This window comes from Collinsella aerofaciens (genome assembly GCF_039752955.1).
GTDB lineage: Bacteria > Actinomycetota > Coriobacteriia > Coriobacteriales > Coriobacteriaceae > Collinsella > Collinsella aerofaciens_BI.
Map to the genome: position 1 here is coordinate 1 of NZ_JBDMHB010000010.1, position 25026 is coordinate 25026.

27 protein-coding genes, 1 tRNA gene and 1 pseudogene are annotated in these 25026 nt (G+C 62.9%); 21 read left to right on the forward strand and 8 right to left on the reverse strand.

Annotated features, from left to right (window positions below; translation table 11 throughout):
* From ABHR75_RS03810 to hisE, 11 genes and pseudogenes are all read left to right on the forward strand, one after another.
* A pseudogene (locus ABHR75_RS03810) lies at positions 1–189 on the forward strand (SIS domain-containing protein); the annotation flags it as partial.
* A 73-nt stretch (positions 190–262) separates the two neighbouring features.
* Positions 263–1099: a sugar phosphate isomerase/epimerase family protein gene (locus ABHR75_RS03815; RefSeq protein WP_346963682.1), complete on the forward strand. Its 837-nt coding sequence runs from the start codon at positions 263–265 to the stop codon at positions 1097–1099.
* Between the two features lie 326 nt (positions 1100–1425).
* Positions 1426–3141, forward strand: coding sequence for an ATP phosphoribosyltransferase (gene hisG / locus ABHR75_RS03820; RefSeq protein ID WP_346963683.1), 1716 nt, complete (start codon positions 1426–1428; stop codon positions 3139–3141).
* A 105-nt stretch (positions 3142–3246) separates the two neighbouring features.
* A complete protein-coding gene (gene hisD, locus ABHR75_RS03825; RefSeq protein WP_346963684.1) occupies positions 3247–4686 on the forward strand; it encodes a histidinol dehydrogenase in 1440 nt (479 codons plus the stop codon).
* A 1-nt stretch (position 4687) separates the two neighbouring features.
* Positions 4688–5803 carry a histidinol-phosphate transaminase gene (hisC, locus tag ABHR75_RS03830; RefSeq protein ID WP_346963685.1) on the forward strand — a complete coding sequence of 372 codons (1116 nt, stop codon included), beginning with the start codon at positions 4688–4690 and terminating at the stop codon, positions 5801–5803.
* Positions 5804–6391: an imidazoleglycerol-phosphate dehydratase HisB gene (gene hisB, locus ABHR75_RS03835; RefSeq protein ID WP_195568490.1), complete on the forward strand. Its 588-nt coding sequence runs from the start codon at positions 5804–5806 to the stop codon at positions 6389–6391.
* Positions 6392–6435: 44 nt separating this feature from the next.
* Positions 6436–7137, forward strand: a complete 702-nt coding sequence (locus ABHR75_RS03840) for an imidazole glycerol phosphate synthase subunit HisH (protein ID WP_346963686.1) — start codon at positions 6436–6438, stop codon at positions 7135–7137.
* Positions 7134–7877: a 1-(5-phosphoribosyl)-5-[(5-phosphoribosylamino)methylideneamino]imidazole-4-carboxamide isomerase gene (locus tag ABHR75_RS03845; protein ID WP_346963687.1), complete on the forward strand. Its 744-nt coding sequence runs from the start codon at positions 7134–7136 to the stop codon at positions 7875–7877. Before ABHR75_RS03840 ends, ABHR75_RS03845 begins: the two co-directional genes overlap by 4 nt.
* A gap of 3 nt (positions 7878–7880) precedes the next feature.
* Positions 7881–8663, forward strand: a complete 783-nt coding sequence (gene hisF, locus ABHR75_RS03850) for an imidazole glycerol phosphate synthase subunit HisF (protein ID WP_196022729.1) — start codon at positions 7881–7883, stop codon at positions 8661–8663.
* A 142-nt stretch (positions 8664–8805) separates the two neighbouring features.
* Complete coding sequence (hisI, locus tag ABHR75_RS03855; protein ID WP_055285578.1) at positions 8806–9135, forward strand: phosphoribosyl-AMP cyclohydrolase; 330 nt, start codon at positions 8806–8808, stop codon at positions 9133–9135.
* Positions 9136–9181: 46 nt separating this feature from the next.
* The gene (hisE, locus tag ABHR75_RS03860; protein ID WP_006235893.1) at positions 9182–9499 is read left to right on the forward strand and encodes a phosphoribosyl-ATP diphosphatase; all 318 of its coding nucleotides are present in this window, start codon (positions 9182–9184) and stop codon (positions 9497–9499) included.
* 27 nt (positions 9500–9526) lie between these two features.
* Here the strand turns inward: hisE and ABHR75_RS03865 are convergent, their stop codons facing one another.
* Positions 9527–10438 (reverse strand): PHP domain-containing protein, encoded by a 912-nt coding sequence (locus tag ABHR75_RS03865; protein WP_346963688.1) that lies wholly within the window; start codon positions 10436–10438, stop codon positions 9527–9529.
* Positions 10439–10747: 309 nt separating this feature from the next.
* Here ABHR75_RS03865 and larC2 point away from each other — a divergent pair, with 309 nt between their 5' ends.
* The 6 genes from larC2 (at position 10748) to ABHR75_RS03895 (ending at position 16165) form a co-directional block, all read left to right on the forward strand.
* Positions 10748–11233 (forward strand): nickel pincer cofactor biosynthesis protein LarC2, encoded by a 486-nt coding sequence (gene larC2 / locus ABHR75_RS03870; protein ID WP_230308443.1) that lies wholly within the window; start codon positions 10748–10750, stop codon positions 11231–11233.
* 60 nt (positions 11234–11293) lie between these two features.
* Positions 11294–11842: a phosphodiesterase gene (gene yfcE, locus ABHR75_RS03875; protein ID WP_346963689.1), complete on the forward strand. Its 549-nt coding sequence runs from the start codon at positions 11294–11296 to the stop codon at positions 11840–11842.
* A 2-nt stretch (positions 11843–11844) separates the two neighbouring features.
* Positions 11845–12705: a nucleoside triphosphate pyrophosphohydrolase gene (gene mazG, locus ABHR75_RS03880; RefSeq protein WP_346963690.1), complete on the forward strand. Its 861-nt coding sequence runs from the start codon at positions 11845–11847 to the stop codon at positions 12703–12705.
* Positions 12706–12895: 190 nt separating this feature from the next.
* Positions 12896–14185, forward strand: coding sequence for a phosphopyruvate hydratase (gene eno / locus ABHR75_RS03885; RefSeq protein WP_346963691.1), 1290 nt, complete (start codon positions 12896–12898; stop codon positions 14183–14185).
* A 196-nt stretch (positions 14186–14381) separates the two neighbouring features.
* A complete protein-coding gene (locus tag ABHR75_RS03890; protein WP_346963692.1) occupies positions 14382–15143 on the forward strand; it encodes a hypothetical protein in 762 nt (253 codons plus the stop codon).
* Between the two features lie 20 nt (positions 15144–15163).
* A complete protein-coding gene (locus ABHR75_RS03895) occupies positions 15164–16165 on the forward strand; it encodes a Ppx/GppA phosphatase family protein (RefSeq protein ID WP_346963693.1) in 1002 nt (333 codons plus the stop codon).
* A gap of 145 nt (positions 16166–16310) precedes the next feature.
* On the opposite strand, the gene ABHR75_RS03900 is transcribed toward ABHR75_RS03895, so the two are convergent.
* The 3 genes from ABHR75_RS03900 to ABHR75_RS03910 form a co-directional block, all read right to left on the reverse strand.
* Complete coding sequence (locus ABHR75_RS03900) at positions 16311–17612, reverse strand: ATP-binding protein (RefSeq protein ID WP_346963694.1); 1302 nt, start codon at positions 17610–17612, stop codon at positions 16311–16313.
* A 440-nt stretch (positions 17613–18052) separates the two neighbouring features.
* Positions 18053–18137 (reverse strand) — tRNA-Leu (locus ABHR75_RS03905).
* Between the two features lie 31 nt (positions 18138–18168).
* Positions 18169–18792, reverse strand: coding sequence for a hypothetical protein (locus ABHR75_RS03910; RefSeq protein ID WP_138113391.1), 624 nt, complete (start codon positions 18790–18792; stop codon positions 18169–18171).
* A 163-nt stretch (positions 18793–18955) separates the two neighbouring features.
* Between ABHR75_RS03910 and ABHR75_RS03915 the strand changes: the two genes are divergently transcribed.
* Both ABHR75_RS03915 and ABHR75_RS03920 read left to right on the forward strand, forming a co-directional pair.
* A complete protein-coding gene (locus tag ABHR75_RS03915; RefSeq protein ID WP_006235903.1) occupies positions 18956–19243 on the forward strand; it encodes a PTS sugar transporter subunit IIB in 288 nt (95 codons plus the stop codon).
* Positions 19244–19254: 11 nt separating this feature from the next.
* The gene (locus ABHR75_RS03920) at positions 19255–19629 is read left to right on the forward strand and encodes a VOC family protein (protein WP_117802785.1); all 375 of its coding nucleotides are present in this window, start codon (positions 19255–19257) and stop codon (positions 19627–19629) included.
* Positions 19630–19704: 75 nt separating this feature from the next.
* Here ABHR75_RS03920 and ABHR75_RS03925 read toward each other — a convergent pair whose 3' ends face one another.
* From ABHR75_RS03925 to ABHR75_RS03935, 3 genes are read right to left on the reverse strand one after another with little or no spacing between them, the layout of a single operon-like run.
* The gene (locus ABHR75_RS03925) at positions 19705–21000 is read right to left on the reverse strand and encodes a sensor histidine kinase (RefSeq protein WP_346963695.1); all 1296 of its coding nucleotides are present in this window, start codon (positions 20998–21000) and stop codon (positions 19705–19707) included.
* Positions 20984–21754, reverse strand: coding sequence for a response regulator transcription factor (locus tag ABHR75_RS03930; protein ID WP_346963696.1), 771 nt, complete (start codon positions 21752–21754; stop codon positions 20984–20986). The genes ABHR75_RS03925 and ABHR75_RS03930 overlap by 17 nt, the downstream gene beginning before the upstream one ends.
* Before the next feature lie 18 nt (positions 21755–21772).
* Positions 21773–22315 (reverse strand): UBA domain-containing protein, encoded by a 543-nt coding sequence (locus ABHR75_RS03935; RefSeq protein WP_022093856.1) that lies wholly within the window; start codon positions 22313–22315, stop codon positions 21773–21775.
* A 358-nt stretch (positions 22316–22673) separates the two neighbouring features.
* On the opposite strand from ABHR75_RS03935, the gene ABHR75_RS03940 reads away from it, so the two are divergent.
* A complete protein-coding gene (locus ABHR75_RS03940) occupies positions 22674–22913 on the forward strand; it encodes a hypothetical protein (RefSeq protein WP_346963697.1) in 240 nt (79 codons plus the stop codon).
* 85 nt (positions 22914–22998) lie between these two features.
* A complete protein-coding gene (locus tag ABHR75_RS03945; RefSeq protein ID WP_055310396.1) occupies positions 22999–23724 on the forward strand; it encodes a metallophosphoesterase family protein in 726 nt (241 codons plus the stop codon).
* Between the two features lie 15 nt (positions 23725–23739).
* Here ABHR75_RS03945 and gluQRS read toward each other — a convergent pair whose 3' ends face one another.
* Positions 23740–24636, reverse strand: coding sequence for a tRNA glutamyl-Q(34) synthetase GluQRS (gluQRS, locus tag ABHR75_RS03950; RefSeq protein ID WP_229025884.1), 897 nt, complete (start codon positions 24634–24636; stop codon positions 23740–23742).
* Positions 24637–25026 lie beyond the last annotated feature (390 nt).

Consider the following 25026-nt stretch of genomic DNA (forward strand, 5'->3'; position numbering starts at 1 on the left):
GGCGACACCGACATCAACATCATCGACACCGCCGAGTTCGCGATCCCCGGCCTTGACGACGAGTTCCGCGTCATCGTGTCTCCGTGGATCCTCTCCTCGCTGATTACCGATCGCCTTGCCGCTTACTACGAGACGGTCACCAAACACAACCTCAACTACCGTCGTTACTATCACCAGTTCGATTACTAAGAGCAAATAACGTTTGTGTAATTGGGCCCCGCTCCTATATGGAACGGGGCCCCGTTTGGGTTGGAGAGTAATTATGAGCTACCCCCAGCTTGCCGTTATGAATATCAGCCATCGCTACTTTGATCTTGAGGAGTTCTTTTCTTCGGCGTCGGCTTCGGGCTACACGTGTTGCGAGCTTTGGACCGGGGCGATGCATCTGTATGTCGATTGCCATGGATACGATTCGCTCGAGCGGGTACGGGAGCTGTCGCAGCGGTATGGGGTTCGGATTGTGGGGCTTTGTCCCGAACAGAACAACCCCAAGCCGTGGAATATCGCGGCGCGCGGGAATGAGGCGCGTGCCCGCACGCTCGCGTACTTTAAGAACGTTGTAGATATCGCGGCGGAACTTGGAGCCGAGCAGGTCATGGTCTCGAGCGGCTGGGCATTTTTGAACGAGCCGATCGAGGACGCGTGGGGTCGCAGCGCCTCGATGCTGCGTGCGATTGCCGAGCATGCGGGAGAGCGCGGCGTGCGACTGGTGCTCGAGGCCCTACAGCCGGTTGAGTCGATGATCGTGAACTCGGCGGCCGACACGAAGCGCATGATCGAGGCAGTTGATCATCCGGCACTTAAGGCGTGTCTGGATTTGGGCGCTATGGCGGTGGCAGGGGATACCATCAACGATTATTTCGATCTGCTTGGCGATGATGTCGCCCACGTGCATTTTGTCGATGTTGCGGCAGACGGCACGACGCATCTTGCTTGGGGTGACGGCGACCGCGATATGCGCGCCGACCTGGATAGGCTGGTGGCGCGCGGCTATCGCGGAGTTGTTTCGGCCGAGACCTATGACTGGCGCTATTTCGCCAATCCCGCGGCAGCCGACGCTCAGGTTATGGCGGAGTACCGACGCGCAATTGGCGCCTAAGTGGGACAGGGCGCCGAGTTGGCGTTTGACGCTTTTTGAGAAACGGGACGTGCTTTCCGCTTGAGGCTTCTGGCGGAAAGCACATCCCAGAACAGGCGCTCAGAATGGGACACACTTTCCGCTGAGGACTTCAACCGGAAACCGCATCCCAGTTTTTGGCTGACGGGCGGGACGCGCTTTCCCCTATGTTTCCAAATGAATACGCTATGAGACGAGGAGGACGATTTTCCCCGCAAACACTCTAGTATGCTAAAGTACCCAGAAGACCGGCGGAGCTATGCCGGTCTTCTGCTCTATATGAAACACAGCATGAGGAGGCTCACCAGATGACGGCCACACCGTGGGGATTCCGGGACATATTGCCCGAGGAGGCTCAGGCGCGCGAGGAGATTGCGCTGACGGTGAAGGGCTGCTTCAGGGAGCATCATTACCTTCCGGTCGAAACGCCGCTGCTCGAGGACAAGGGTTCACTCGAGGAAGGCGGCCGCATCGCGGACACGCCGTTTAAGCTTTTTGACGATGATGGTCGTCTGCTGGTGGTTCGTCCTGATAACACACTGCCGATCGTGCGCCTGGTTTCGACCCGCATGCGCGCTGCCGACCTGCCCCTGCGCCTTCGCTACGAGGCGCCGGTGGTTCGCGAGTGCCAGCGCAATGCCGGTGGCTCGCGTCAGTTTACACAGCTGGGCTTTGAGCTTATCGGTGCGGGCGATACCGCGGGCGATGTCGAGATCGTCTCGCTCGTGGCCGAGGCCGTGCGTAAGTTGGCACTGCCCGATGCGCGCATTATCGCAGGTAGCGTGCGTCCGTTTAAGGAACTGCTCGCGGCGTGCGAGGATCGCGAGCTGGCCGCCGAGGCCCTGCGCTGCGTGCACGCCAACGACTTTGTGGGCCTCGATGCCCGCGTGGCGGCAAGCACCGAGTCCGATGCCGTCAAGGCCGCCATTAGCGAGCTGCCGCGCCTGCACGGTGGTGCCGAGGTGCTCGACCGCGTGGATGCGCTGCTGGAGGCTGCCGGCATCGTCGCGCCGCTGACGCGCGAGCTGCGTGCCCTGGTCGAGGGCCTGGCTCCCGAGGACGCCCAGGTGCTGTCCTTTGACTTCTCCATCATGAATTCTTTTGATTACTACACGGGTCTGGTCTTTAAGGCCTATGCCGGCGGCCTGCCCGATCCGGTCGGTTCGGGCGGACGCTACGACTCCATCTTTACCGGTGCGTTTGGCGACGGTATCGAGGTGCCGGCGGCGGGCTTCGCCTTTTCGCTCGAGCGTCTGGAGGCCGTGCGCACCTCGGCCGAGGACGCCGCTTCCGATGGCGACCACGCCGTGGGCCGTGGCGCCGAGGGGCCGCTGCGCATCGCCGTGCCCAAGGGCTCGCTCAAGGCCGATACGCTCGACGTGCTCGAAGCCGCGGGCCTGGACGTCTCTGAGTTGCGCGATCCGGGCCGTCACCTAATCGTGCGCGGCCGCGACACGCGTGCCGGTGAGGGCGCGGTCGGAGATATCGAGTTTGTCATCGTGCGCCCCAGCGATGCGCCCGCCTTTGTGGGCTGCGGCGGTGCCGATTGCGGCATCTGCGGTTGGGACTCGCTTATCGAGGCCGACCTCAACCTGCTGCAGCTGGTCGATCTGGGCTACGGCCTGTGCACTTTCATTGAGGCGGAGCCCGCATGGCGCGCCGGTCAGGCCGAGCGCAACTATGCCCGTCGCGGGTCGCTTCGCGTGGCAACCAAATACCCGCGCATCGCGAGTGCCTGGTATGCCGAGCGCGGCGTGAACGCCGACATCGTTTCGCTGCATGGCAATATTGAGCTGGGGCCCATCGTCGGCATGACCGATCGCATCGTAGACATTACCGCCACGGGCGCTACGCTGCGCGATAACGACCTGGTCATTACCAGGCGCATCATGGACTGCACGGCCCGCTTCTTTGTCAATCCGGGCGCCGCACGCCTGGATCCGCGCGTGCGCAACCTGGCCGATCGCCTGGCTGCGGCTGTTAAGGACAAGCATTTTGAGCCCGTTGCGGGCTCGGCGCAATAGCGCGAGCACGCACGGGCGCCCCAACGTCCGGGCGGCGGGCCGACTGGCGCCGCCGCCCGGTCTCTCGTTTTTCGAACACAACCTCGACCGATAGGGGATACCGAAATGAAGACCATCAAGCTTGCTCCCGGTGAGCGCCTCGTTACCAACCAGCTCAACCGTAAGGGCGTGCTGCCGCAAAACATCGTCGACGCCGCTCGCGATATCGTGGCCAACGTGCGTGCCAACGGCGATGCCGCGGTGCGCGATTACTGCCAGCGTTTTGACGGTGTTGAGCTGCAGAGCTTCCGTCTTCCGCAGGAGCAGATCGATGCCGCGCTCGAAGGCCTCGATCCGGCCTTTGTCGCCGCGCTCGAAAAGGCTGCGCGCCAGATTCGCGAGTTCCACCAGCGCGAGGTCGAGCAGAGCTGGTTTACCACGCGCCCGGACGGCACGATGCTCGGCGTTAAGGTGACCCCGCTTGCTGCGGCCGGCATCTACGTGCCGGGCGGTCGCGCGCAGTACCCTTCCACCGTGCTTATGAACGCCATTCCCGCCAAGGTTGCCGGCGTTGAGCGCGTGGTCATGGTGACCCCGCCGCAAAAGGATGGACTGATTAGCCCGTATACGCTCGCGGCGGCCAAGCTCGGCGGCGTGGACGAAATCTATATGGTGGGCGGCGCCCAGGCCGTGGCCGCGCTGGCGTACGGTACCGAGACCATTCCGCGCGTCGACAAAATCACCGGCCCGGGCAACGCCTTTGTTGCCGCTGCCAAGCAGATTGTCTCGGGTGACGTGGGTATCGACATGGTCGCCGGTCCCTCCGAGGTCTGCGTGCTGGCCGATGCCACGGCCAAGCCTATGGTGGTCGCGGCCGACCTGATGGCTCAGGCCGAGCACGATCCGCTGGCGGCCTGCTATCTGGTGACCTGCGACGAGCAGTTTGCGCGTGAGGTCGAGGCGGGTATCGACATTCTGGTAGCGCAGTCCCCGCGTGCCGAGATTACGTGCGCTTCGCTCGATAACGAGGGCGCCATCGTGGTGGCCGCCGACATGGCGGCCGCCGTCGAGGCGGTGAACACCGTGGCGCCCGAGCACCTGGAGCTGCACTGCAAGGATGCGATGGGCCTGCTCGGCGGCATTCGCAACGCCGGCGCCATCTTCGTGGGCGCTTGGAGCTCCGAGCCGCTCGGCGATTATGTTGCCGGTCCCAACCACACGCTGCCGACCGGCGGCACGGCCATGTTCTCAAACCCGCTTTCGGTGGAGGAGTTCGTCAAGCGCTCGAGCGTCATTTGCTATACACCCGAGGGCCTGCTCTCCGACGCTCCCGCTACGCAGCGCCTGGCCGAGGCTGAGGGCCTGTGGGCGCACGCGCTTTCTGCCGCCCTGCGTCGTCGCGTGCTGGAGCAGGGCGAGGATGCCGTGAGTGCCGAGTCGCTGGCCGCGGCCGACCTGACCAAGGTCGCCTGGCCGGGCGACGCCGTGGCGACGGTTGCCGAGGGCGTGGACCTGACGGCGGCTGCGGGCGCGGATGGCGCCGGTGCGACCGGTGGGGAGGCCTAATATGGCCGAACTCACGCCGCGCATGAAGGAACTCGTCCAGCCCTATCTGGCAGGCATCGAGCCCTACGATCCCAACTTTACGCCCACGCGCATCAACCTTTCGGCCAACGAGAACACCTATCCCGTGCCGGCCGGCGTGCGCGAGGCGGTCGACGCCGCCCTGGCTGCCATACCGCTCAACCGCTACCCCGATCCCATGTCCAACGACCTGCGCGATGAGCTTGCTGCTTGGCATAGCGTGGCACGCGAGAACATTTGCGTGGGCAACGGCGGCGATGAGCTGCTCTATAACTATCTGCTGGCGTTTGGCGGCGCGGGCCGCACGCTTCTCAACTGCCCGCCGTGCTTTAGCGAATACGCGTTTTTTGCCTCGCTATGCCAGACCGAGGTGCGCGACGTGTGGCGCGACCCGGCGACCTTCGAGCTCGACCAGGCCGCTGTGCTCGCGGCGGCACCCGAGTGCAACCTGGCGATCGTCACCTCGCCCAACAATCCCACGTGCGACGTGGCTCCGCTCGATTTTGTCGCGGCGCTGTGCGACGCGTGCCCTGGCATGGTGATGGTCGACGAGGCCTATGTTGAGTTTGCCGATGATTCGTTTGGCGCTGCCACGACGGCGCAGGCGCTCATCGCCGAGCATCCCAACCTGGTGATTCTGCACACGCTGTCCAAGGCGTTTGGCGCTGCCGGCGCGCGCCTGGGCTATGTGATCGCAGCGCCCGAGGTTATTGACGTGTTCGCGGCGATTCGCCAGATCTACTCGGTTAACGTGCTGAGCCAGGCGGCGGCGCTCGCCTGCGTGCGTGCCCGCGATGCGTACGCGCCCGTGGTGGCTCAGGTCGCGGCTGAGCGCGATCGCGAACTTGCAGCGCTGCGTGCGATGGCCGCCGAGGGCATGCCCGTGGAGGCATGGCCGAGCTCGGCGAACTTTGTGCTCGTGCGTACGCCGCATGCCACGCGTGTGCGCGAGCGTCTGCGCGACGAGTATTCCATTCTGGTGCGCGACTTTAGCTACGCGCCGGGTCTCGCGGACTGTCTGCGCATCACCGTGGGCACGCCGCAAGAAAACGACGAGGTGCTGGCTGCGTTTGCCGCGCTGGTGAAGGAGGAGATGTAGATGGACCGTTATGCCGAGGTGACCCGCAAGACGGGCGAGACCGATATTGTCGTAAAGCTCGACCTGGACGGAAGCGGCGTGTGTGATATCTCGACCGGCGTGCCGTTTTTCGATCACATGCTCAACGCCTTTGGCCGCCACGGCCTGTTCGATCTGACGGTACATGCGGTGGGCGACGTTGAGGTCGATGCTCACCACACTGTCGAGGATACGGGCATTGTGCTGGGCGAGGCGTTTTGCCAGGCGCTGGGCGACAAGGCGGGCATCACGCGCTTTTCCGATGCGGCGATCGCCATGGACGAGACGCTCGTGATGGCTGCCGTGGACATCTCGGGCCGTGGCCAGGCTTATTGCGAGCTGCCCGTGCCGACCGAGCGCGTGGGCACGTTCGATACCGAGCTGGCCGTCGAGTTCTTTTATGCCTTTGCACGCGATGCCAAGCTCACACTGCACGTGCGCGAGCTGGCGGGTGGCAACTCGCATCACATTATCGAGGCCGCCTTTAAGGCCGTGGGCCGCACGATGCGCCACGCCTGCGAGCTGGACCCCCGCGTACAGGGCATCCCCAGCACCAAGGGCTCACTGTAACCTGCCAAAAAAGACAGGTTTTGAATGAGATAAGGGAGGGTCGCGTGGGCGAACCGAAGATCGTGGTGGTCGACTACCACAAGGGCAACTTATCGAGTGTTGTGCGCGGGCTTGCGCGCGCCGGTGCCGCCGCCTGCACATCGGACGATCCGGAGCAGATCCGCCGCGCCGACGGCCTGGTCATCCCGGGTGTGGGCGCGTTCTATGACGCGATCGCCTTTATGCGCCAGAGCGGCGAGGCGGACGCGGTGCTCGATGCCGTCGCCGCCGGAACTCCGCTGCTCGGTATCTGCCTGGGCCTTCAGCTATTTTTTGAGCGCGGCAACGAGGGCGTGCCTGCGGACGAGGGCGCGGTTGCCGATGGCAACACCCCCGAGCAGGCTGGCGGTCCCTGGGTCGATGGCCTGGGTATTATGCGTGGCTCGTGCACGCGCTTGGAATCGAGTCGCCTGAAGGTGCCGCACGTGGGCTGGGACCAGGTGCACATGACGCCCGCCGGTGCGGCCGATCCGCTGCTTACTGGTTTTGCCGAGGGTGCCAACATGTACTTCACCCACAGCTACGCGGTGGCCGACGATGCCGATGCCGCCGATGTGCTGGCGCGCACGCACTATACGCGGAGCTTCCCGTGCATCGTGCGCCACGGCAACGTGTGGGGTTGTCAGTTCCATCCCGAGAAATCCTCCGCGCTGGGGCAGCGTATCCTTAAGAACTTCGTCAACATCGTCGAGGAGGTTGGCCGATGATCCTGTTTCCCGCAATCGATCTGATCGGCGGCAAGGTCGTGCGCCTGGAGCGCGGCGACCGCAGCCGCTGCAAGGTATATTCCGACGACCCCGTGGCAGTCGCCCGCTCGTTTGCCGAGCAGGGTGCGAGCTGGGTGCACGTCGTCGACCTGTCCGCCGCCTTTGGCGAGGACGAGGACGCGCGCGCTGCTAACTCGGCGGCGATTAAGGCCATCTGCGGCGTCGACGGTCTGTCTGTGGACGTGGGCGGCGGCGTCCGCTCGCTCGCGCGCATCGACGAGTTGGCCGGCTACGGTGCGCGTCGCATTGCGCTGGGCACGGTGCTCGTGACCGAGCCGGGTTTTGCCGAGGTGGCGGCCCAAGGCTTTGGCGAGCTGTTGGTGGCAGATATTGCCGCGCGCGACGGCCAGGTCAAGGTGAACGGCTGGCGTGATGGCGCGGGCGTGGCACTCGACGATGCCGTGGCACAGCTCACCGAGCTGGGTTTTAAGCACCTGGTCTACACCGACATCGCGCGTGACGGCATGCAGACGGGCATCGATGTGGCGGCGTATCGCCATGTTGCCAAGGTCGCGGGCTTTCCCGTCGTGGCTTCGGGCGGTATCTCGACGCTCGACGACATCCGCGCGCTGGCCGCGGTGGGCGAGGTCGCGATTGAAGGCGCCATTACCGGCCGTGCGCTCTACGAAGGCAACTTTACGCTGGCCCAGGCGCTGGCCGCCGCCCGAGGGGAGGAGTAGCCCATGCTTACCAAACGCGTAATTCCCTGCCTAGACGTCAAGGACGGCCGCGTGGTCAAGGGCGTCAACTTTGTGAGCCTGCGCGATGCGGGCGACCCGGTGGAGCTGGCCCGCGCCTACGACCGCGAGGGTGCGGACGAGGTCGTCTTCCTGGACATTACCGCCACGAGCGACAACCGCGCGACGACCATCGAGATGGCGGCGCATGCGGCCGAGGAGCTCGCTATTCCCTATACCGTGGGCGGCGGCTTTCGCGACCTGGCGGGCATGCGCACCATGGTTGCAGCCGGTGCTGACAAGGTGTCGCTCAACTCTGCCGCCGTGCGCGACCCGTCGCTGATTAGCCAGGCTGCCGCGGCGTTTGGCAGTCAGGCCGTGGTCGTGGCGATCGATGCCAAGCGCGTCGGTTTGCCCGGAGAGCCGGGTGCCGACAAGTGGGAAGTCTTTACCGCAGGAGGCCGCAACGCCACGGGCATCGACGCGGTGGCGTGGGCCGAGGAAGCGGCTCGTCGCGGCGCCGGCGAGATCTTGCTGACCAGTATGGACCGCGACGGCACCAAGGCCGGATTTGACCTGGCGCTCACCCGCGCCGTGGCGCGCGCGGTGCCGATTCCGGTGATTGCGAGCGGCGGTGTGGGCGCGCTCGAGCATTTTGCCGAGGGCGTGATTGAGGGCGAGGCCGATGCCGTGCTGGCGGCGAGCGTCTTTCACTTTGGGACGTTCAGCATTCGCGAAGTCAAAGAGTATATGGCCTCTCAAGGTATTCCTGTGAGGCTGGACTTCTAATGCTGCGGCTTGCCCAGGCACCCGACCTTCCGGCTCCAACCCTCCTCGCGTACTTAAGTACGCGTCGTCGGGCTTGTCGCTCGGAATCTCGGGCACCTGGACAACCCTCACCGACCTGCGAAGTTTGAATTTGGGAAGAGAAATGGAAGAGATAACCGATCCTTCAAAGCTTACATACGACGCCAAGGGGCTGATTCCTTGTGTGGTTCAGCAGTATGACACCGGCGAGGTGCTTATGGTTGCTTGGATGAACGAGGAGTCGGTGGGGCTGACGCTCAAGACCGGTACCACGTGGTTTTGGAGCCGCAGTCGCCAGGAGCTCTGGAACAAGGGCGCGACGAGCGGCAATATGCAGGAGGTCAAGGAGCTTTGGGCCGACTGCGATAGCGATACGCTGCTGGTCAAGGTTGACTCGCCGGGTCCGGCCTGCCATACCGGCAACCGTACCTGCTTCTTTAAGAAACTCGCGTAGGGCGGGCGCTCGATTAGACGCTCGGCCAACCAGAAAGGATTGAACTATGGGTGTGCGCACCGCAAACGTTCAGGATGGAAATATCGGTGAGACGCTGACGGGGCTCGCCGAGGTGATTCACGGTCGTCGTGATGCATCGCCGCAGGAGAGCTATACCGCTCGTCTGTTGACCGACGTCGAGGACGAGCTGCTCAAGAAGCTTGCCGAGGAGGCGAGCGAGGTGATCATGGCCTGCAAGGATAACGATCACGATCACATCCGCTACGAGGCCGGCGACCTGGTCTACCACCTGCTCGTGACGCTCGAGCGCTACGGCATCACCCTCGACGAGCTAGCCGGCGAACTCAACGCCCGCCGCCACTAGTCATTGGGGACGTTCTTAAACGACTAGTTAGGCGAGGGGCGTGGGTTGCCATTCGCCGGTGGGGTGGGGGATATCGAAGGTTCGATAACCGCAGTCGTAGGCGTGGGCCTGGGCCTCGCGGATGTTCCAGCAGATGTCGCAGGCGCGGTGCGCGTCCGAGCCAAAGGTAATCGGTACCTCGGCGTGGGCGAAGCAACGCAACAGCCCAGTCGCGGGATAGTAGTCGTCGAGGCCCTTGCGGGGTGCGGCGGTCGAGACCTCAACGCGGCGACCCGTATCGTGCGCGCACTCGGCCATCTGCTGCCAAAACGGTGCGGGGTCAAAGTCGGGCGCAAAGCCTTCCTTCGAAAAGCGCATGACCAGGTCGGGATGAGCCATCACATCAAAGTTAAGTGGGCTTTCGCAGGCGCGGCACCAGTCGTCGACGTAGCGCTCCCACACGCCGCGCACGCCCAGGTTTTCCCAAACATGCAGGTTGGTATCGTCGTCGATCCAGCCACAAAGCGAGTCGGGCGTATCGGGACGAGCGACGCTCTCTGTTCCCGCCGTGCCCGCGGCGCCGGCCATGATATCGCCCGGGTCGCCAATCCAATGCACGCTGCCCAAGCGCACCACGGCGCCCTGGGACCAGCGCTCTACCAAGGGCTCGCAGCCTTCGTACCAATCGCATTCAAAGCCATAGATAAGCTCGAGCTCCGGCGCGATCTGCGCGGCAAGCTTGCGGGCATCCTCAAAAGCCAGGCGATGTGCCGGCAAGTCGCCCTCGACGACCTGTACCTCGCAGTTAGCATCCATGCTGGCAGGCAGGGTGAGGTGGTCGGTCGAGACCATGACCCGACAGCCGGCGGCCGCGGCGGCGCAGACGTTTTCCTCAAACGAGGCATGGCCGTCCGAAAACGAAGTATGAGTATGGCAATCGACCAGCGGGCAAGCGGACATGGCGGCTCCTTTGCATTCGGCAAATCTGCTCCATTGTAATGGCGCGACCCCTGACGCGTTGGGCACGCCGAGGGTCGAAATCGACTGGAAAGGGCAAACGGCGCGCAAGGGCTGCCGCACGACATCGACCCTGCCTCAAAACGTGTACGTCAGCCTCCAAAATCGACAAATAATGACATGTTTGGAGGCTGACGTACACGTTTGGATGGGGGCGAGGGCGGCGACGGACGAAAGTCACGCTTGTGCCACGTCCGATGTGCTAGCGTTTGGATGAACAAAACGAGCCCGTGCGGAAAGGAGCCGGACCGTATGCCATGCGATAGTACATCCCCGCTGTCCCGCGAGACCGATGCACCCGAAACCATCGTCAAGCTGGAATGCGACATCGACGATGCGTCGCCCGAGGTGCTCGCCTACGCCGCCGACCGTCTGCGCGGGGCAGGCGCCCGCGAGGTGCACTGGCTGCCCCTCTATTGCAAGAAAGGCCGCCCCGGCTGGCAGCTGCAGGTAATCTGCACCTACGAGGATATCGAGCGCCTGCAGACGATTATCTTTTTGGAAACCACGACCAACGGCATTCGTCGCCAGGTCATGGAGCGCGTTTGCCTGCCACGCCGCTTTGAGCGCGTAACGACGCCATGGGGCGAGGTGTCCGTTAAAGTGGCCACCCTGCCCGACGGCAGCGAGCGTGCAGCGCCCGAGTACGAGGACTGCGCCCGTCTCGCTCGCGAGCATAATGTGCCGCTCCAGCGCGTGATGCGGGCGGCCCAGAGCGCGGCACTGCGATTTGAATAACGCGGCTGGTGGCGACATCCTGCGCCTAGCCATATCAACCCCATTCGAAAGGATCTCCCCATGAAATACCTCATCGCCTCCGACATCCACGGCTCGGCATACTGGGCCGAGCGCCTCTGCGCCGCCATCGAGTCCGAGCAGCCCGATCGCATTGTGCTGCTGGGCGACCTGCTCTACCACGGCCCGCGTAACGACCTGCCGCGCGACTACGCTCCCAAGCGCGTGATTCCGCTGCTCAACGCCCTGGCCGACCGCATCATCGCGGTGCGCGGCAACTGCGACGCCGAGGTCGACCAGATGGTGCTCGACTTCCCCGTCATGGCCGACTACGCCACGCTGTTCGACGAGACCGGCCGCGAGCTGTTTCTGACGCACGGCCACGTCTTTGGCGCCGGCATGCACAACAGCGTCGACCACGCGCCCGCGCTGCCCGAGGGCTCCGCGCTCGTCTACGGCCATACGCACATCAAGGTCAACGAGGAAAGCGCCGCGCACCCGGGCCTGTGGCTCTTCAACCCCGGTAGCGTGAGCATTCCCAAGGACGGCACGCACAGCTATGGCATCTACGAGAACGGCGCGTTCCGCCACGTGATCCTGGAGGAGGAGTAGCCATGGCGCAGCACATGGCTCAGCAAAATGCCGAGGGATCGCGCGATCTGTCTACGCTGGTAGACGCGTCGACCGAGCTGCAGCATCTGGTGCAGACCATCTGGCGTCTGCGTCAGCCCGATGGCTGCCCATGGGACCGCGAGCAGACGCACCGCAGCATTGGCAAGAACATGATCGAGGAGGCCTACGAGGCGCTCGACTGCATCGAGGCGGACGACGCGGTTCACCTACGCGAGGAGCTGGGCGACGTGCTCATGCAGGTCGTGCTGCATGCGCAGATTGCGGCGGACGCCGGCGAGTTTACGCTGGCCGACGTGGCGCGTGATATCGATGCCAAGCTCATCCGCCGTCATCCGCACGTGTTTGGCGATGTAGATGCCGACAGTTCCGACGAGGTACTCAAGATTTGGGACGAGGTCAAGCTTGCCGAGAGGGCTGCCAAGGACAAGGCCGTGGCGGCGGGCGAGGCCGCGCCTGAGGGTCTGCTCGACGGCGTGCCCACGCATCTGCCGGCGCTGATGCAGGCGCAGAAGGTGTCGCGCAAGGCGGCTGCCGTGGGCTTTGAGTGGGAGACGGTCCAGGACGTGTGGGACGAGGTCGCCGAGGAACGTGCCGAGTTTGAGGCCGAGGCCCCTGGCTCGCCCGAGCGCGAGATGGAGTTTGGCGACCTGCTCTTTGCCCTGGCCAACGTCGCGCGCAAGGAGGGGATTGACGCCGAGAGCGCCCTTCGTGCCAGCACAGCAAAGTTCCGCCGCCGCTGGGCCGCGATGGAGCAGATGGCGGCCGATGCTCACGTGGATCTTGCCGAGCTTTCGACCCACGGCCTCAACGACCTGTGGGATGCCGCCAAGGCAGAGGAGTGAGACTGCGGGAGCGACGGGACGCACTTGTCCCATCGCTCCCATTATTTTTTTAAAAAGATTGTATCCCTTGGCTAACTTAGGGCATAATGCAAAAAGTGCGACAAGGCTAACTTATGAACCTGCGCGCCGCTGCAGCATGCAAGCCGTGTCGCCAAGCATTCAACCCGTTTCCAAGTGAGAGGGAGACAACATGAGCGATATTATGGACGTCTACGGTCGCGAGGTACTCGACAGCCGCGGCAATCCCACCGTCGAGGTCGAGGTTGTGCTCGAGGACGGCAGCTTTGGCCGCGCAATGGTGCCTTCGGGTGCTTCGACCGGCGCCTTTGAGGCCTGCGAGCTACGCGATGGCGACAAGGGCCGCTACCTGGGCAAGGGTGTTTTGCAGGCCGTCGAGCACGTCAACAACGAGTGCGCTAACGCCGTCGTGGGCCTCGACGCCTTCGACCAGCGCGCCGTCGATGCCGCGCTGATTGCCGCGGACGGTACCCCCAACAAGACCAAGCTCGGTGCCAACGCCATCCTGGGCGTGTCGCTGGCCGTCGCCCGCGCCGCTGCCGAGTCGGCGGGTCTGTCGCTGTACCAGTACCTGGGCGGCGTCAACGCCCACCTGTTGCCCACGCCCATGATGAACATCCTCAACGGCGGCGTGCATGCTGACAATAACGTTGACTTCCAGGAGTTCATGATCATGCCGGTGGGCGCCCCGAGCTTTGCCGAGGGCCTGCGTTGGTGCGCCGAGGTCTACCATACCCTCAAGGGCGTGCTGCATGAGGCCGGCCTGGGCGGCGGTGTGGGCGACGAGGGCGGCTTTGCCCCCAACCTTAAGACCAATGCCGAGCCGTTCGAGTACATCACCAAGGCCGTTGAGAAGGCTGGCTTTAAGCCCGGCGTCGACTTCATGTACGCCATGGATCCGGCGTCCACCGAGTTCTACAACGCCGAGACCGGCATGTACGAGCTCAAGGGCGAGGGCGTTGAGTATACGAGCGCTCAGATGGTCGATTACTGGGAGAAGCTCGTCGACACCTATCCCATCATCTCCATCGAGGACGGCATGGCCGAGGAGGACTGGGACGGCTGGGTCGAGCTCACCCGTCGCATTGGCAACAAGGTGCAGCTGGTGGGCGACGACCTGTTCGTCACCAACACCGAGCGCCTCAAGAAGGGCATCGAGCTGGGTGCCGCCAACGCGATCCTGGTCAAGGTCAACCAGATCGGCACGCTTACCGAGTCGCTCGAGGCCATCGAGACCGCCAAGGAGGCCGGTTACGCCTGCATCGTGAGCCACCGCTCCGGCGAGACCGAGGACTCCACGATCGCCGACCTGGTCGTGGGCGTCAACGCCGGCCAGATCAAGTCGGGCGCCCCGTGCCGCAGCGACCGTATCGCCAAGTACAACCAGCTCATCCGCATCGAGGACGAGCTCGAGGGCAGCGCGCGCTACGCCGGCAAGGCCGCGTTCTACAACATTCGCTAGGCACGCGGAGCTCGCGGGGGCGGGGAAGACTCGGATTCGCCTTGCTTCAGCCGGGCGCTGTTGAGCACCATTGGGCGCTGGGCCATATGGCTCAGCGCCTTTTTTATGTCGAGCAAAGGCTGGCGAAGGCGGTGCGCGCGCTCGTGCTATAACTAGAATACTTAGCGCAAACAAACCTCAACCGCACAAGGCGCACATGGATCAGATTTACGACAACAGGTACTATTCCGCCGGTTCGCGTGAGCCGTCGCCTCGCCGTGCGCGCACGGTGCAGCTCGGTGGGTTCGCCTACGCCGGCGCCGACCGCTCCATGCAGCGCCCGACAAGTACCTCGCGCCCCAATGCTCAAGTGAATACTTCGTCAGATGGACCGGTGCGCCCGGCACGTTCGTCGCATGCTCAGCGCTCGTCGGCTCAAACGCACGATAGGTCGAGCAGGCCCTCGAACCGTTTTTCGGGCTCGGACTTTATGCACTACGCCAACGACAACGCGGTGGTCAAGGCGATCTACGACTTTACCCACGGTCCTCAGCGAGGGCTATTCATCGGCATCGTCGTTGCCCTGGTGCTCGTGAGCCTGTATTTCCCCGTGCGCGACCTGTACGTGGCAAAGCGTTCGAGCGATATCTTGGCCAAGCAGGTCGAGATTCGCCAGCAATACAATGATGAGCTGCAAAAAAGCGTCGACAAACTGCTCTCGGAGGAGGGCATTAAGGATGCGGCATCCGAGGACCTGGGCTTGGTGATGCCCGGCGAGAAGAGGATTGAAGTGCAGGGCCTGGACGGCGATTCGGATGCCTCGTCGAGCCAGAAGTCGTCGAACGCCAAGAAGGCCAGCGAAGTTGCCAAGGAAATCGAAGAAGTCGGTAAGGACGCCCCGTGGTACATCCAGGCGCTCGACATGCTGTTTGGGTTTAACGGTGTCGAGGGCCAGACGGTCGTGTCCAACGGCAAATAGCGCCCGGAGGGGAGCCCGCAATGGCAGATTGCAAACGATATAAGGTGGCGGCGATCGATCTGGGAACGGTGTCGTCGCGACTGGTGCTGGCGCAGGTCGAGGGCGGGGCGATCGTGGAATCGTCCAAGCATACCGAGATTACCGACCTGGGCGAGGGTGTGGACGCGACGGGTCGCTTTTGCGAGGCGGCGGTCGAGCGCGTGCTCGCTGCATGCCGCATGTTTGTGGACGAGGCGCGTGCCTTTGGGGCCGCGTGCATTTGCACCACATGCACGAGCGCCGCGCGCGATGCATCCAATGCCGCACTGCTGCTGGACGGTCTGCGTGAGCTGGGGCTCGAACCGCAGGTGATTCCGGGCGAGGTCGAGGCGCGCCTGACGTTTTTTGGCGTGGCGCACGACTTTGCCGGCGAGCGCATCATTGTTGCCGATTCGGGCGGCGGATCCACGGAGCTCGCGACGGGCGTCTATGCGCCGGAGCGTGGGGTCTTTGCGCTGGAGGGCACGCGTTCGCTGGACATCGGTTGCCGTCGCGTGACGGAGCGGTTTTTCTCGGCGCTGCCGCCTGCGGACGGCGAGCTTACTGCCGCTGCCGCGTGGGCAGGTGAGCAGTTCGCCGCCTATTTTGAAGGCCTGCCCAGCGATTTTGAGCGCGCCGAACGCTTGGTCGCGGTGGGTGGCACGGTGACTACGCTGGTGGCGCTGGTCCACGAGCTGGAGCCGTACGACTCGAACTTTGTGCACCTGCGCGAGCTTTCGATGGAGCAGATTTCGGCCGCTATCGAGCGCATGTCTGCGTTGGATGTTGCAGGCATTGCCGCGTTGCCGGGCGTGCAGTCCAAGCGCGCGGGCGTGATTCTGGCCGGCGCCGTGGTGATTCGCGAGCTCATGCGAGCCGGCGGCTACAAGACGCTCACCGTAAGCGAGAACAGCCTACTCGCTGGCATGGCCGCCACCATCAACGAGACTCTCGACGGCACAACCCCCACCATCGGCTGGACTCCCAGCCTCAGCGCCCTTTAAATAAGTTGCGGTGAAATACGGACTAAAATCGCCCTTTCGGGCACCAAACAGTCCCTATTCCACCGCAACTCAACAGCCGGCACCTGGGGACGTTCCTTTTCTGCCGGCACCTGGGGACAGTCCTTGCGGGGCGTCCCCACAGCGCCTATGCCAGCTTGTCGATCTGCCCAATCTCCCAAAGCGGAATATTGACGAGCATGCCCTCGTCTCTATATGCCGCCAGGGAGCTCCTCACGCAACGCTCGAGTTTGAATTTTTCGCAGGCTATTTTCAGACTCTTCGCTTTAAGGTTCTCTGCTGCCTTGACCTCAAGCGGAAGCACGGTTCCCGCATGGTCGATGGCAAAGTCGGTTTCGGCATTGCCGGAGGTAGAGGACCAATACGCGGGAGTTTTGTCCTGGAGCAAAAGCTCCTGCGCGACGTATTGTTCGGTCAGCGAACCTTTGAACTCGGTAAAAACAGCGGATCCGTTAAGAACGATGGCCGGAGAGAGACCGGAGAGCGCTCCGAGGATGCCGGTGTCGATGCAGAACAGTTTGAAGCCCGAGAGGTCTTCATAGCTCGAGAGCGGCGCCTTTAGAGCGGAGACACGTGGCACCTTATGAACGATTCCGTAGTCCGTGAGCCACTGGAGGCTTTCCTTGAAATCGCGTGCGCGCGCTCCGGGACGAAGGGCGCCATAGACAAACTTCTTGTTCTCCTTTGCAAGCTGGCCGGGAAGGGATTTCCAAGCCAACCTCATGCGCTCGACGATGCGGGCGGGTGCATGTTTGCCAAAATCGGATTCGTAAGCCTCGATGATTTGCTGCTGAAGCCTTCGGGCTTCGATGAAGTCGCGTGTCTCGGCGAAAGCGGAGACAACTTCGGGCATACCGCCGACAACAAGGTATTCCTTGAGCAAGCGCTCGAGCTTTTCGGTAACGTTTGCCAGAAGGTTCATGTCTGCGGCAAGGATGGCATCGGCGAGCGGGTTGCCGTCGACGGCACGAACGAACTCGGCAAACCCCATGGGACGCATGGTGAGCTGGTCGATTTTGCCGACGGGAAATGACTCGTTTTCGCGTCGGAGCGCGAGGCCCATATAGGAACCGGCTGCCACGATGTGGTATTCGGGTGCAAGTTCGTTGAAGTACTTGAGTGAGGTGATCCCGCGTGGCGCCTCTTGGATCTCGTCGAAGATGATGAGCGTGTCTGCCGGCGTTACGGTTTGGCCACGTAGGAGTTCTATCTGGGAGATGATGCGCTTGGGGTCGAGGTCCCCATCGAACAGCGAGCGTGTGCTCGGCTCGAGCATAAAGTCAAAACGAATGACGTTTCGATACTGCTGGCTTGCGAATTCGTTAAGAAGCCAAGTCTTTCCTGTCTGGCGGGCTCCCCTAAGCAAGAGAGGTTTGCGATTCGCCCTTGATTTCCAAGCGATAAGTTCACTCATAAGCTGTCGCTGCATATTGCCTCCCAACCCTCTCGGCTAGTATAAGGCCATTTGGTCGTTTCCATCGGAAAATGTGCGAGACAACCACGTTTTTCCATCGGAAAATGTGCGAGACAGCCACGTTTTTCCATCGGAAAATGTGTAAATACCAACCTAAGTTGCGGTGGAATAGTTCCTAAATGGGCTGATAAACTGCCAAAACAGGAACTATTCCACCGCAACTTAGAGCCCCGCCGGCGTGTAAAAGAAACGAGCCCGCATCCCTTGGGGACACGGGCTCGAAAGCTCCATATGGTAGGGGCGGTGGGACGTCCGCGCATTTGCTGCGCAAATACGCACCGGCTTCGGACGCTGCGCGTCCGCTTAACGCTCGCCCCCTCGCGGGTTCGAGTCCCACCGGCATCTAAAAGAAGCGAGCCCGCATCCCTTGGGGACACGGGCTCGAAAGCTCCATATGGTAGGGGCGGTGGGACTCGAACCCACAATCCTTGCGGCGAGAGATTTTAAGTCTCCTGCGTATGCCAATTCCGCCACGCCCCCGTGAGACTAGAAGTCTAGCACAAGCCGTCCGTTACGCGTTGACGGCCATCGAGTGTTGGCCCGACTTCTCCAGGAACTCTTGGAACTTTTCCTCGTCGCCCTTGTTTTGATACTGCAGGGCCAGCAGGTACTCCAGTCGGCAGCGCTTGACCGGGTCGTCGCCGACATCCTCGAGCATGCGCTCCAGCTCGGGAATGTCGTTGTGGCGCTTGAGGATCATCGTGTCGTACATCAGCTGGCATTCGTGTGCGACTGCCTCGGCCTGACCGCCCTCAAAGCCCTTGATCTCATGCAGCAACTCCTTGGCCTTTTTGCGGTCCTCCTGGCCAACGTAGTAGTTAAAAGCTTTGATTACCAGGTCGACGCGCTGCATCTTGGGCAGGTTGAGTCCCAGTAGCAGGTCGAACATCTCGTCGGCGCGCTTATGGTCCTCGCGCAGCAGATAGGAGTTCAGGCGCAGGTAGTCGCGGTTGTAGCGCGGGTACAGCATGCTGGTGAGTTTGCCGTCGAGCAAACGATCGAACTCGTCCCACTGCTTGGCGGCCATCAATTGCTGCAGGCGTTTGAACGTGGTGCGTTTTTTGACGCTAAAGAACACCGACACGGCGATGCAGATGATAACGACGGCGGTCCAGAGGGTGCGGGAATCGGGCATTTCAGAGTCCTTAGTCGCTCTTAAAGCGAGCGGTATGACAACACGTACTAGATGTATTATACGCAGCGTGCAAGCAAACTGGCATAAAAGCTCATCGAGGCTGAGTGCCATCGCTCGCTGCGGTACACTTACCTAAAGTAAACCATGAAGGGAGACATTACCTATGAAGAAGATCGTTTTGGCTTGCGGTGCTGGCGCTGCTACTTCCACACTCGTTGCCCAGAAGGTCGCCACCTTGCTCGACGCCAACGGTTACGCCGACAAGTACGAGATCGTGCAGTGCGCCATCTCCGAGGCCAAGGACTACTGCGACGAGGGCGCCGACCTGCTGATCGCCACCACCGTTGCCCCCGAGGGCCTTACCTGCCCGTACGTGAGCGGCGTGCCCTTCATGACCGGCATGAACCGCGTCGCTGCCGAGAAGGCCGTTCTTGACGTCATGGCTCAGTAGGCGCTGACTGCATGAGTGAGCAGAACGCCAATCCGGTCGAGCTCTTTGGCATGCGCGTTGCCCATGTGGGCATTAACGCCACCGACCCGGCAGACGCCCTGGAGATCGCGGAGCTGTTCTCGACGATGATGGGTCTGCCCGTTATCGAGACCCCGGTTTCGTACTTTAACGATTCGCTGGTCGAGGTCATGAAGCAGAATGGTCGTGGCACCAAGGGCCACATCGGCTTTGCCGTCAACGACATTGATGCGGCCGAGAAGTGGTTTGCCGAGCGCGGGCTCGAGGTCAACGAAGAGTCGCGCGCGCTGCTGCCCGACGGTAGCACCAAGCTCGTGTACTTTAAGCGCGAGTTCGCCGGTTTCGCCGTGCATCTGTGCCGCGAGTAGCGCACAAGCTGCCATAGCTAGCAAAAAGGGATAGGGCCGTGTGGCCCTATCCCTTTATTTATGCCGAGGGGCTTCCTAGCGCGGCAGGCGAATCGTAAAGCGGCTGCCGACGCCCTCGACTGAGGTCACGCCAATGACGCCGCCATGGCTATCGACGATCCACTTGGCAATGGCAAGCCCCAGACCCGAGCCCTGTGCGCCGGCATCGCGTGCATTGTCGGCGCGGTAGAACCGTTCAAACGCGTGAGCTGCGGATTCCTGGTTCATGCCGATGCCCTTGTCCTCAACGCTTATGTCGATCGTGCCCGCGCCCGCATCCGGCGCTACGCCAAATGTGACGGTCGTTCCCGCATCCGAGTACTTGGCGGCGTTTTGCACGATCACGCGCAGAGCCTGCTTCACGAGCGCCACGTCGACGGGCGCGTCGCAGCGCGGGTCGCTGACAAGCGCAGCGTCAAAGGCCAGCCGATACGTGTGCTCGGTATCGATCATCTGCGATTCCTCGCATACCTCGTCGACCAGTGCGGCAAGGTTGGTATTTGCGCGCCGCAGGACCGTGCGCCCGGCATCGCCGCGTGCCAAAAACAGCAGCTGCTCCACGAGCTCTTGTATGTGCTCGCTTTCGGCCTTGAGGGACGCGATAGATTCTGCCAGCACGTCCGGGTCGTCTTTGCCCCAGCGATCGAGCATGTTTACGTAGCCCTGAATCACCGCGATGGGCGTGCGCAGCTCGTGGCTCGCATCGTTGACAAAGCGCATTTGCTGCAGTTTGGCCTCTTGCATCTGGCGCAGTAGGCGGTTGAGTGCAACCTCGATGCTTGCCAGGTCGGCGTCGCCGGTAGTGACGCTCGGCGAGTCGACGCTTGCGCGCTCGATGGCCTGCTCCAGTGTTTCCATCTTGCCGCCGGAGAGCTGCATACGGCCGAGCTCGTCCACGCGCAAGGCCAGGTCGTTGAGCGGTGCCATGGTGCGGCGCACGCGACGGGCGCCGCCGAGCATGTCGAGCACGCTGATGACCTGCCAACCCACAACGACAAGGTAGAGAGGCCATAGCGCGACGAGGTCCTGCGCGAGGGGGAAAGTCTTGGTGGTACGCGCAAGCTCGACGGTATAGGTGAGCGTTGCCAGGTCCCAGCCGCGCGCAGGCGCCAGCGACATGCCGTGAACGGCGACGCCGGGGATCCATCCTGCGGTAAACGCGCCGTCGGGCAGCATCTGGTTGTATCCATAGACGAGGATCGCCGCCGCAATCACCATCAGCAGCAGATCGAGCCAGACGTAGCTCATCAAGCGGCGCCACATATAGCTCCAGTTGATGGCGCGGGCGATGGATGTGACGCGCTTGGCCTCGGCGTTACGCGCGGCAGACATAGCCCACCCCACGCACGGTCTGGATGATGCGGGCGCCGCCGGCGTCCTCGATCTTGGCGCGCAAGTGCGCGATGTGCACGTCGACGTTGTTGGTGTCGCCCACGTATTCGTAGCCCAGCGCCTCGTGCGCGATGCGCTCGCGCGTGAGCACGGTGCCGGCGTGCGCCATAAGCAGGGCGAGGACGTCGAACTCGCGGGCAGTGAGCGCGATGGGCGAGCCGCCGACCGTGACTTCGCGGCGGTCGGGGTCGAGCGCGACCGAGCCCACGGTGAGCGCGGCGGGGGAGGGCGAGGCGGATGCCTGGGTCGAGTCGCCAGCCGGGGGTATCGCAGCGGCGCCCGTAGCGCCCGTCCCGGCCCCAACGCCGCCAACGCCCGAAGCCGCCCGCACGGCCTCCGAGCGCTTCAACGCCACGCGGATCCGTGCGAACAGCTCCTCAATCGCAAACGGCTTGGTCAGGTAATCGTCGGCGCCGGCATCGAGCCCGGCCACCTTGTCCATCACGGCATCGCGCGCGGTGACCATGATCACCGGTACATCCTTGTGCTTGCGGACGCGTCGCAGCACCTCCATGCCGTTGAGCTGCGGCAACAGCACATCGAGCAGAATCAGATCGTAGTTGCGCTCCAGCGCCAGGTCCACGGCGGTGCGGCCGTCGGCGGCGTGCTCCACCTGGTAGCCCTCGTGCTCCAGCTCGAGCGTCACAAAGCGGGCGATTTTCTCCTCGTCCTCTACGATCAGGATCCGTGCCATGCGTGCCCCCGTCTGCGATTACTTGTCGTCGTTGAGATTTTGCTTGATGTCGTCCGCGGCATCGGCGGCGTGATTCATAAGGTTGTTGATGCTGCCGGGCACGTCGCCGTCGCTATCGATGCGGTAGCGCATGCCAAAGAACAGGCCAATCAGCATCAGCCATATCGTGGCGCCCCAGGCAAATAGCGCGACGATGGGGATCAGGATGGGAATGTTGAGGATGATGGCGTCGCGGCGCGTGGCGATAAACTTGGTGTCCAAGCTCAGGCGGAAGAGCTTTTTGAGGTACTCCCACACGCTGTCCATCTTCTTGGAGAAGTCGGTCTTTTCGCTCGACTTTTCGTAGGCGGCCTGCGCGGCAACCATCTCGGCCGAGGGCTCGTCGACCGGCGCGGACTCGGTGGCGGCGTGCGCTGACGTGGTCTGTGTCTTGCCCTGCGACTCGAGCCAAATGATGGCATCCAGAACGTTGCCGTCGGCGGCGTCGAGCGCGGCTTTGGCATCGGTGTAGCTCACGTTGCACTTGGTGCGGATGGTTTCAACCTTTTCGAGGTCGTCCATGACCTGTCCTTTCGTTCGATGGGCGCGACGCCGGGCGATCTGCCCGGGCGCGAGCGTAGCGTTCGGCGGCCTGCGTTGCGCGGCGCCGCCCCGCCCTTGGTCGAACTCTATAGTGCAGGTTATAGATTAAGCGATTCTTGAGCCAAGATTAATGTTGGATGAGTTTTTGAGTAGCGGTGGGAAAAGTATTAGACCTCGATAGCGGGGGATGTGGTGCCGGTGCAAAACGGCGTCAAAGGTTGGTCGAGCAGGCGGTTTCTCCATTGATGTCCGCACAGCATGTGACACTTACCCTGCCGCCCCGCTCTGCCGCGGCGGCATGCGTCTGAATAACGACCCTCTAAGGAGTTCGATACCGATGAGTGACAACGCAAAGCATCTCGCAAAGAAGTGCGTTAAGGACGCGGGGCCGTGCCTCGCGCTGTGCGTAGCCGGCGCAGCGGTCGCGCTGCTGGTTGTTCTGGGGCCATTTGACGTGCTCCGAAGTGTTAGCTCTCTGCACGTTTGCATGGCCCTTGCCGGCGCCATGATGACCGGCGGCGTGTTCGATCTGATTTTTTGGGTGCTCGACCCGTTTGGATGGAAGAACGAGGGGTAGGTCCCAAAGGATGGAAGGGCTGGAACGGTTGACTTAGTGATCGTGCAGAATGTGGGCTAGCGACTTACAGGGAAGTGGTAATCCGATGACGGTCTATGTAACAGGCGATATTCATGGCGGCGCTGACATGCAAAAGCTCCGCGATTGGGAGCTTGGGGATAGCCTGGCGAGCGACGACTATCTCATCATCGCGGGCGACTTTGGCTTTCCCTGGGACTTTTCTACCGAGGAATGTGCCGATATTGCTTGGCTGGAGTCGCGCCCCTACACCGTGCTGTTTGTCGACGGCAACCACGAGCGTTTCGATCACTGGGCGGAACGCCCCATGGAGTTGTGGCACGGTGGGCTGACGCAGCGCCTGTCGGATACCTCGCCCATACGGCGCCTGACGCGCGGCGAGGTTTTTGAGCTCGACGGCTCAACGGTCTTTACCATGGGCGGCGCCACGAGCGTGGACAAGGAATACCGCATTCCGTATTCCAGCTGGTGGCCGCAGGAGCTGCCGGACGAGCGCAACTTTGAGGAGGCGCGGGCAAAGCTCGACAGCGTGGGCTGGACGGTCGACTACGTGATCACTCACACCTGCTCTACGCGCATGCTTTCGTCCACGCTTTATCCAGCGTCCGGCTGGAATTGCCCCTCCGTTGATCGGCTTACGGCATTTTTCGATGAGCTGGAAGACCGCTTGGACTACAAGCGCTGGTACTACGGGCATTTTCATCGGGATACCAACCCGGCAGAGCGTCACACCGTGCTCTACGACTGCATCGTTCGCTTGGGCGACGAACTCCAGCCCTGGGATGTTGCGTAGAGGCGGGGTGGCTGGCTACTCGACCGTTACAGTGATGTTCTCCCGATGCGCGCGGATGACGTCCCAGCTAAAGTGCTCGACCAGCTGCTCGGCGGTACGCGGCGTGGTGTCCGGCGCGATGCCTGTTTGCCCGGCGAGCCATCCCAACAGTGCCTCGGGTGTGCCAAAGCGGGTGCGGAGCTCGCCCAGGTCCAGATCGCGATCGCGCTTGGAAAGGCGGCGGCCGTCCGGTGACATGAGCAGCGGAATGTGCGCGTAGTGCGGCGTGGGCAGTCCCAGCAGATGTTGCAGATAGATCTGGCGCGGCGTGGAACCAAGCAGGTCGCATCCGCGTACGATCTCGGTGACGCCCATGGCAGCGTCGTCGACCACCACGGCCAGCTGATAGGCAAACACGCCGTCGCTGCGGCGCACCAAAAAGTCACCGCACTCGGTGGCGAGTGCTTCGCATTGGGCTCCGTACGTGCGGTCCACGAATTCGATCACGTCGCTGGCGAGGTCGTCGACGGTGGGCACGCGCAGGCGCGTGGCCGGAGCACGCAGGGCACTGCGGCGGGTGATTTCATCAGCAGAAAGACCTCTGCAGGCGCCGCGGTAGATGGGCGTGCCGTCGCTGGCGTGCGGCGCGCTCGCGGCGTGGAGTTCGGCACGCGTGCAAAAACAGGGATAGGTGAGGCCGGCGTCTTGCAGCTGGCGCAGGGCGTCCTCGTACAGATCCAGGCGATCGTGCTGGTAGTAGGGGCCTTCGTCCCACTCGAGCCCCAGCCAGGTCAGATCGTCAATCAGTTGAGCGGCAAGTTCCGGGCGCTTGCAGCGATCGTCCAGGTCCTCGATACGCAACACGATGCTGCCGCCCTGGCTGCGGGCCGAAAGCCATGCGCACAGGCAGCTGAACACGTTGCCCAAGTGCATGCGGCCCGAGGGCGACGGGGCAAAGCGGCCCACGACGGGGGTGGGCACTGCCGTTGCTGGTGCGTCCGCGGCGGGCGTTGCTATGTTGCGTGTTTTGATATCCATGCGGATGAGTATAGCGCGGGGCTTGGCAGGGAAGGCGTTGCCGCGCTCACAAGTTGGCGGCGGTGCGCATTGCGCACGGTGGGTTTGCGGCTCAAGGTCTCGATCGCTGCGTACCGACTTAGCCTCACAAACGACAGAAACCCCGGCAGCTCTTCGCAACTGCCGGGGTTTCCGCGGAAAAGGGGGACATGATCCTCGAGCGAACGGCAAAGGGGCAAACCGTTTTCGCTCAACTACTTTATGCCCCTCGGCTGGCGGCTCAGTCAGCGCATGCCGCGCCCACAC

Coding starts and splice junctions, on each gene's coding strand:
- hisB (WP_195568490.1), top strand. CDS start 5,804: ATGGACCGTTATGCCGAGGTGACCCGCAAGACGGGCGAGACCGATATT.
- hisF (WP_196022729.1), top strand. CDS start 7,881: ATGCTTACCAAACGCGTAATTCCCTGCCTAGACGTCAAGGACGGCCGC.
- hisI (WP_055285578.1), top strand. CDS start 8,806: ATGGAAGAGATAACCGATCCTTCAAAGCTTACATACGACGCCAAGGGG.
- ABHR75_RS03930 (WP_346963696.1), bottom strand. CDS start 21,754: ATGGCACGGATCCTGATCGTAGAGGACGAGGAGAAAATCGCCCGCTTT.
- ABHR75_RS03845 (WP_346963687.1), top strand. CDS start 7,134: ATGATCCTGTTTCCCGCAATCGATCTGATCGGCGGCAAGGTCGTGCGC.
- gluQRS (WP_229025884.1), bottom strand. CDS start 24,636: ATGCACTTGGGCAACGTGTTCAGCTGCCTGTGCGCATGGCTTTCGGCC.
- ABHR75_RS03915 (WP_006235903.1), top strand. CDS start 18,956: ATGAAGAAGATCGTTTTGGCTTGCGGTGCTGGCGCTGCTACTTCCACA.
- yfcE (WP_346963689.1), top strand. CDS start 11,294: ATGAAATACCTCATCGCCTCCGACATCCACGGCTCGGCATACTGGGCC.
- ABHR75_RS03925 (WP_346963695.1), bottom strand. CDS start 21,000: ATGTCTGCCGCGCGTAACGCCGAGGCCAAGCGCGTCACATCCATCGCC.
- ABHR75_RS03890 (WP_346963692.1), top strand. CDS start 14,382: ATGGATCAGATTTACGACAACAGGTACTATTCCGCCGGTTCGCGTGAG.
- hisG (WP_346963683.1), top strand. CDS start 1,426: ATGACGGCCACACCGTGGGGATTCCGGGACATATTGCCCGAGGAGGCT.
- ABHR75_RS03865 (WP_346963688.1), bottom strand. CDS start 10,438: ATGTCCGCTTGCCCGCTGGTCGATTGCCATACTCATACTTCGTTTTCG.
- hisE (WP_006235893.1), top strand. CDS start 9,182: ATGGGTGTGCGCACCGCAAACGTTCAGGATGGAAATATCGGTGAGACG.
- ABHR75_RS03920 (WP_117802785.1), top strand. CDS start 19,255: ATGAGTGAGCAGAACGCCAATCCGGTCGAGCTCTTTGGCATGCGCGTT.
- ABHR75_RS03935 (WP_022093856.1), bottom strand. CDS start 22,315: ATGGACGACCTCGAAAAGGTTGAAACCATCCGCACCAAGTGCAACGTG.
- hisD (WP_346963684.1), top strand. CDS start 3,247: ATGAAGACCATCAAGCTTGCTCCCGGTGAGCGCCTCGTTACCAACCAG.
- mazG (WP_346963690.1), top strand. CDS start 11,845: ATGGCGCAGCACATGGCTCAGCAAAATGCCGAGGGATCGCGCGATCTG.
- ABHR75_RS03940 (WP_346963697.1), top strand. CDS start 22,674: ATGAGTGACAACGCAAAGCATCTCGCAAAGAAGTGCGTTAAGGACGCG.
- larC2 (WP_230308443.1), top strand. CDS start 10,748: ATGCCATGCGATAGTACATCCCCGCTGTCCCGCGAGACCGATGCACCC.
- hisC (WP_346963685.1), top strand. CDS start 4,688: ATGGCCGAACTCACGCCGCGCATGAAGGAACTCGTCCAGCCCTATCTG.
- ABHR75_RS03895 (WP_346963693.1), top strand. CDS start 15,164: ATGGCAGATTGCAAACGATATAAGGTGGCGGCGATCGATCTGGGAACG.
- ABHR75_RS03900 (WP_346963694.1), bottom strand. CDS start 17,612: ATGCAGCGACAGCTTATGAGTGAACTTATCGCTTGGAAATCAAGGGCG.
- eno (WP_346963691.1), top strand. CDS start 12,896: ATGAGCGATATTATGGACGTCTACGGTCGCGAGGTACTCGACAGCCGC.
- ABHR75_RS03910 (WP_138113391.1), bottom strand. CDS start 18,792: ATGCCCGATTCCCGCACCCTCTGGACCGCCGTCGTTATCATCTGCATC.
- ABHR75_RS03815 (WP_346963682.1), top strand. CDS start 263: ATGAGCTACCCCCAGCTTGCCGTTATGAATATCAGCCATCGCTACTTT.
- ABHR75_RS03945 (WP_055310396.1), top strand. CDS start 22,999: ATGACGGTCTATGTAACAGGCGATATTCATGGCGGCGCTGACATGCAA.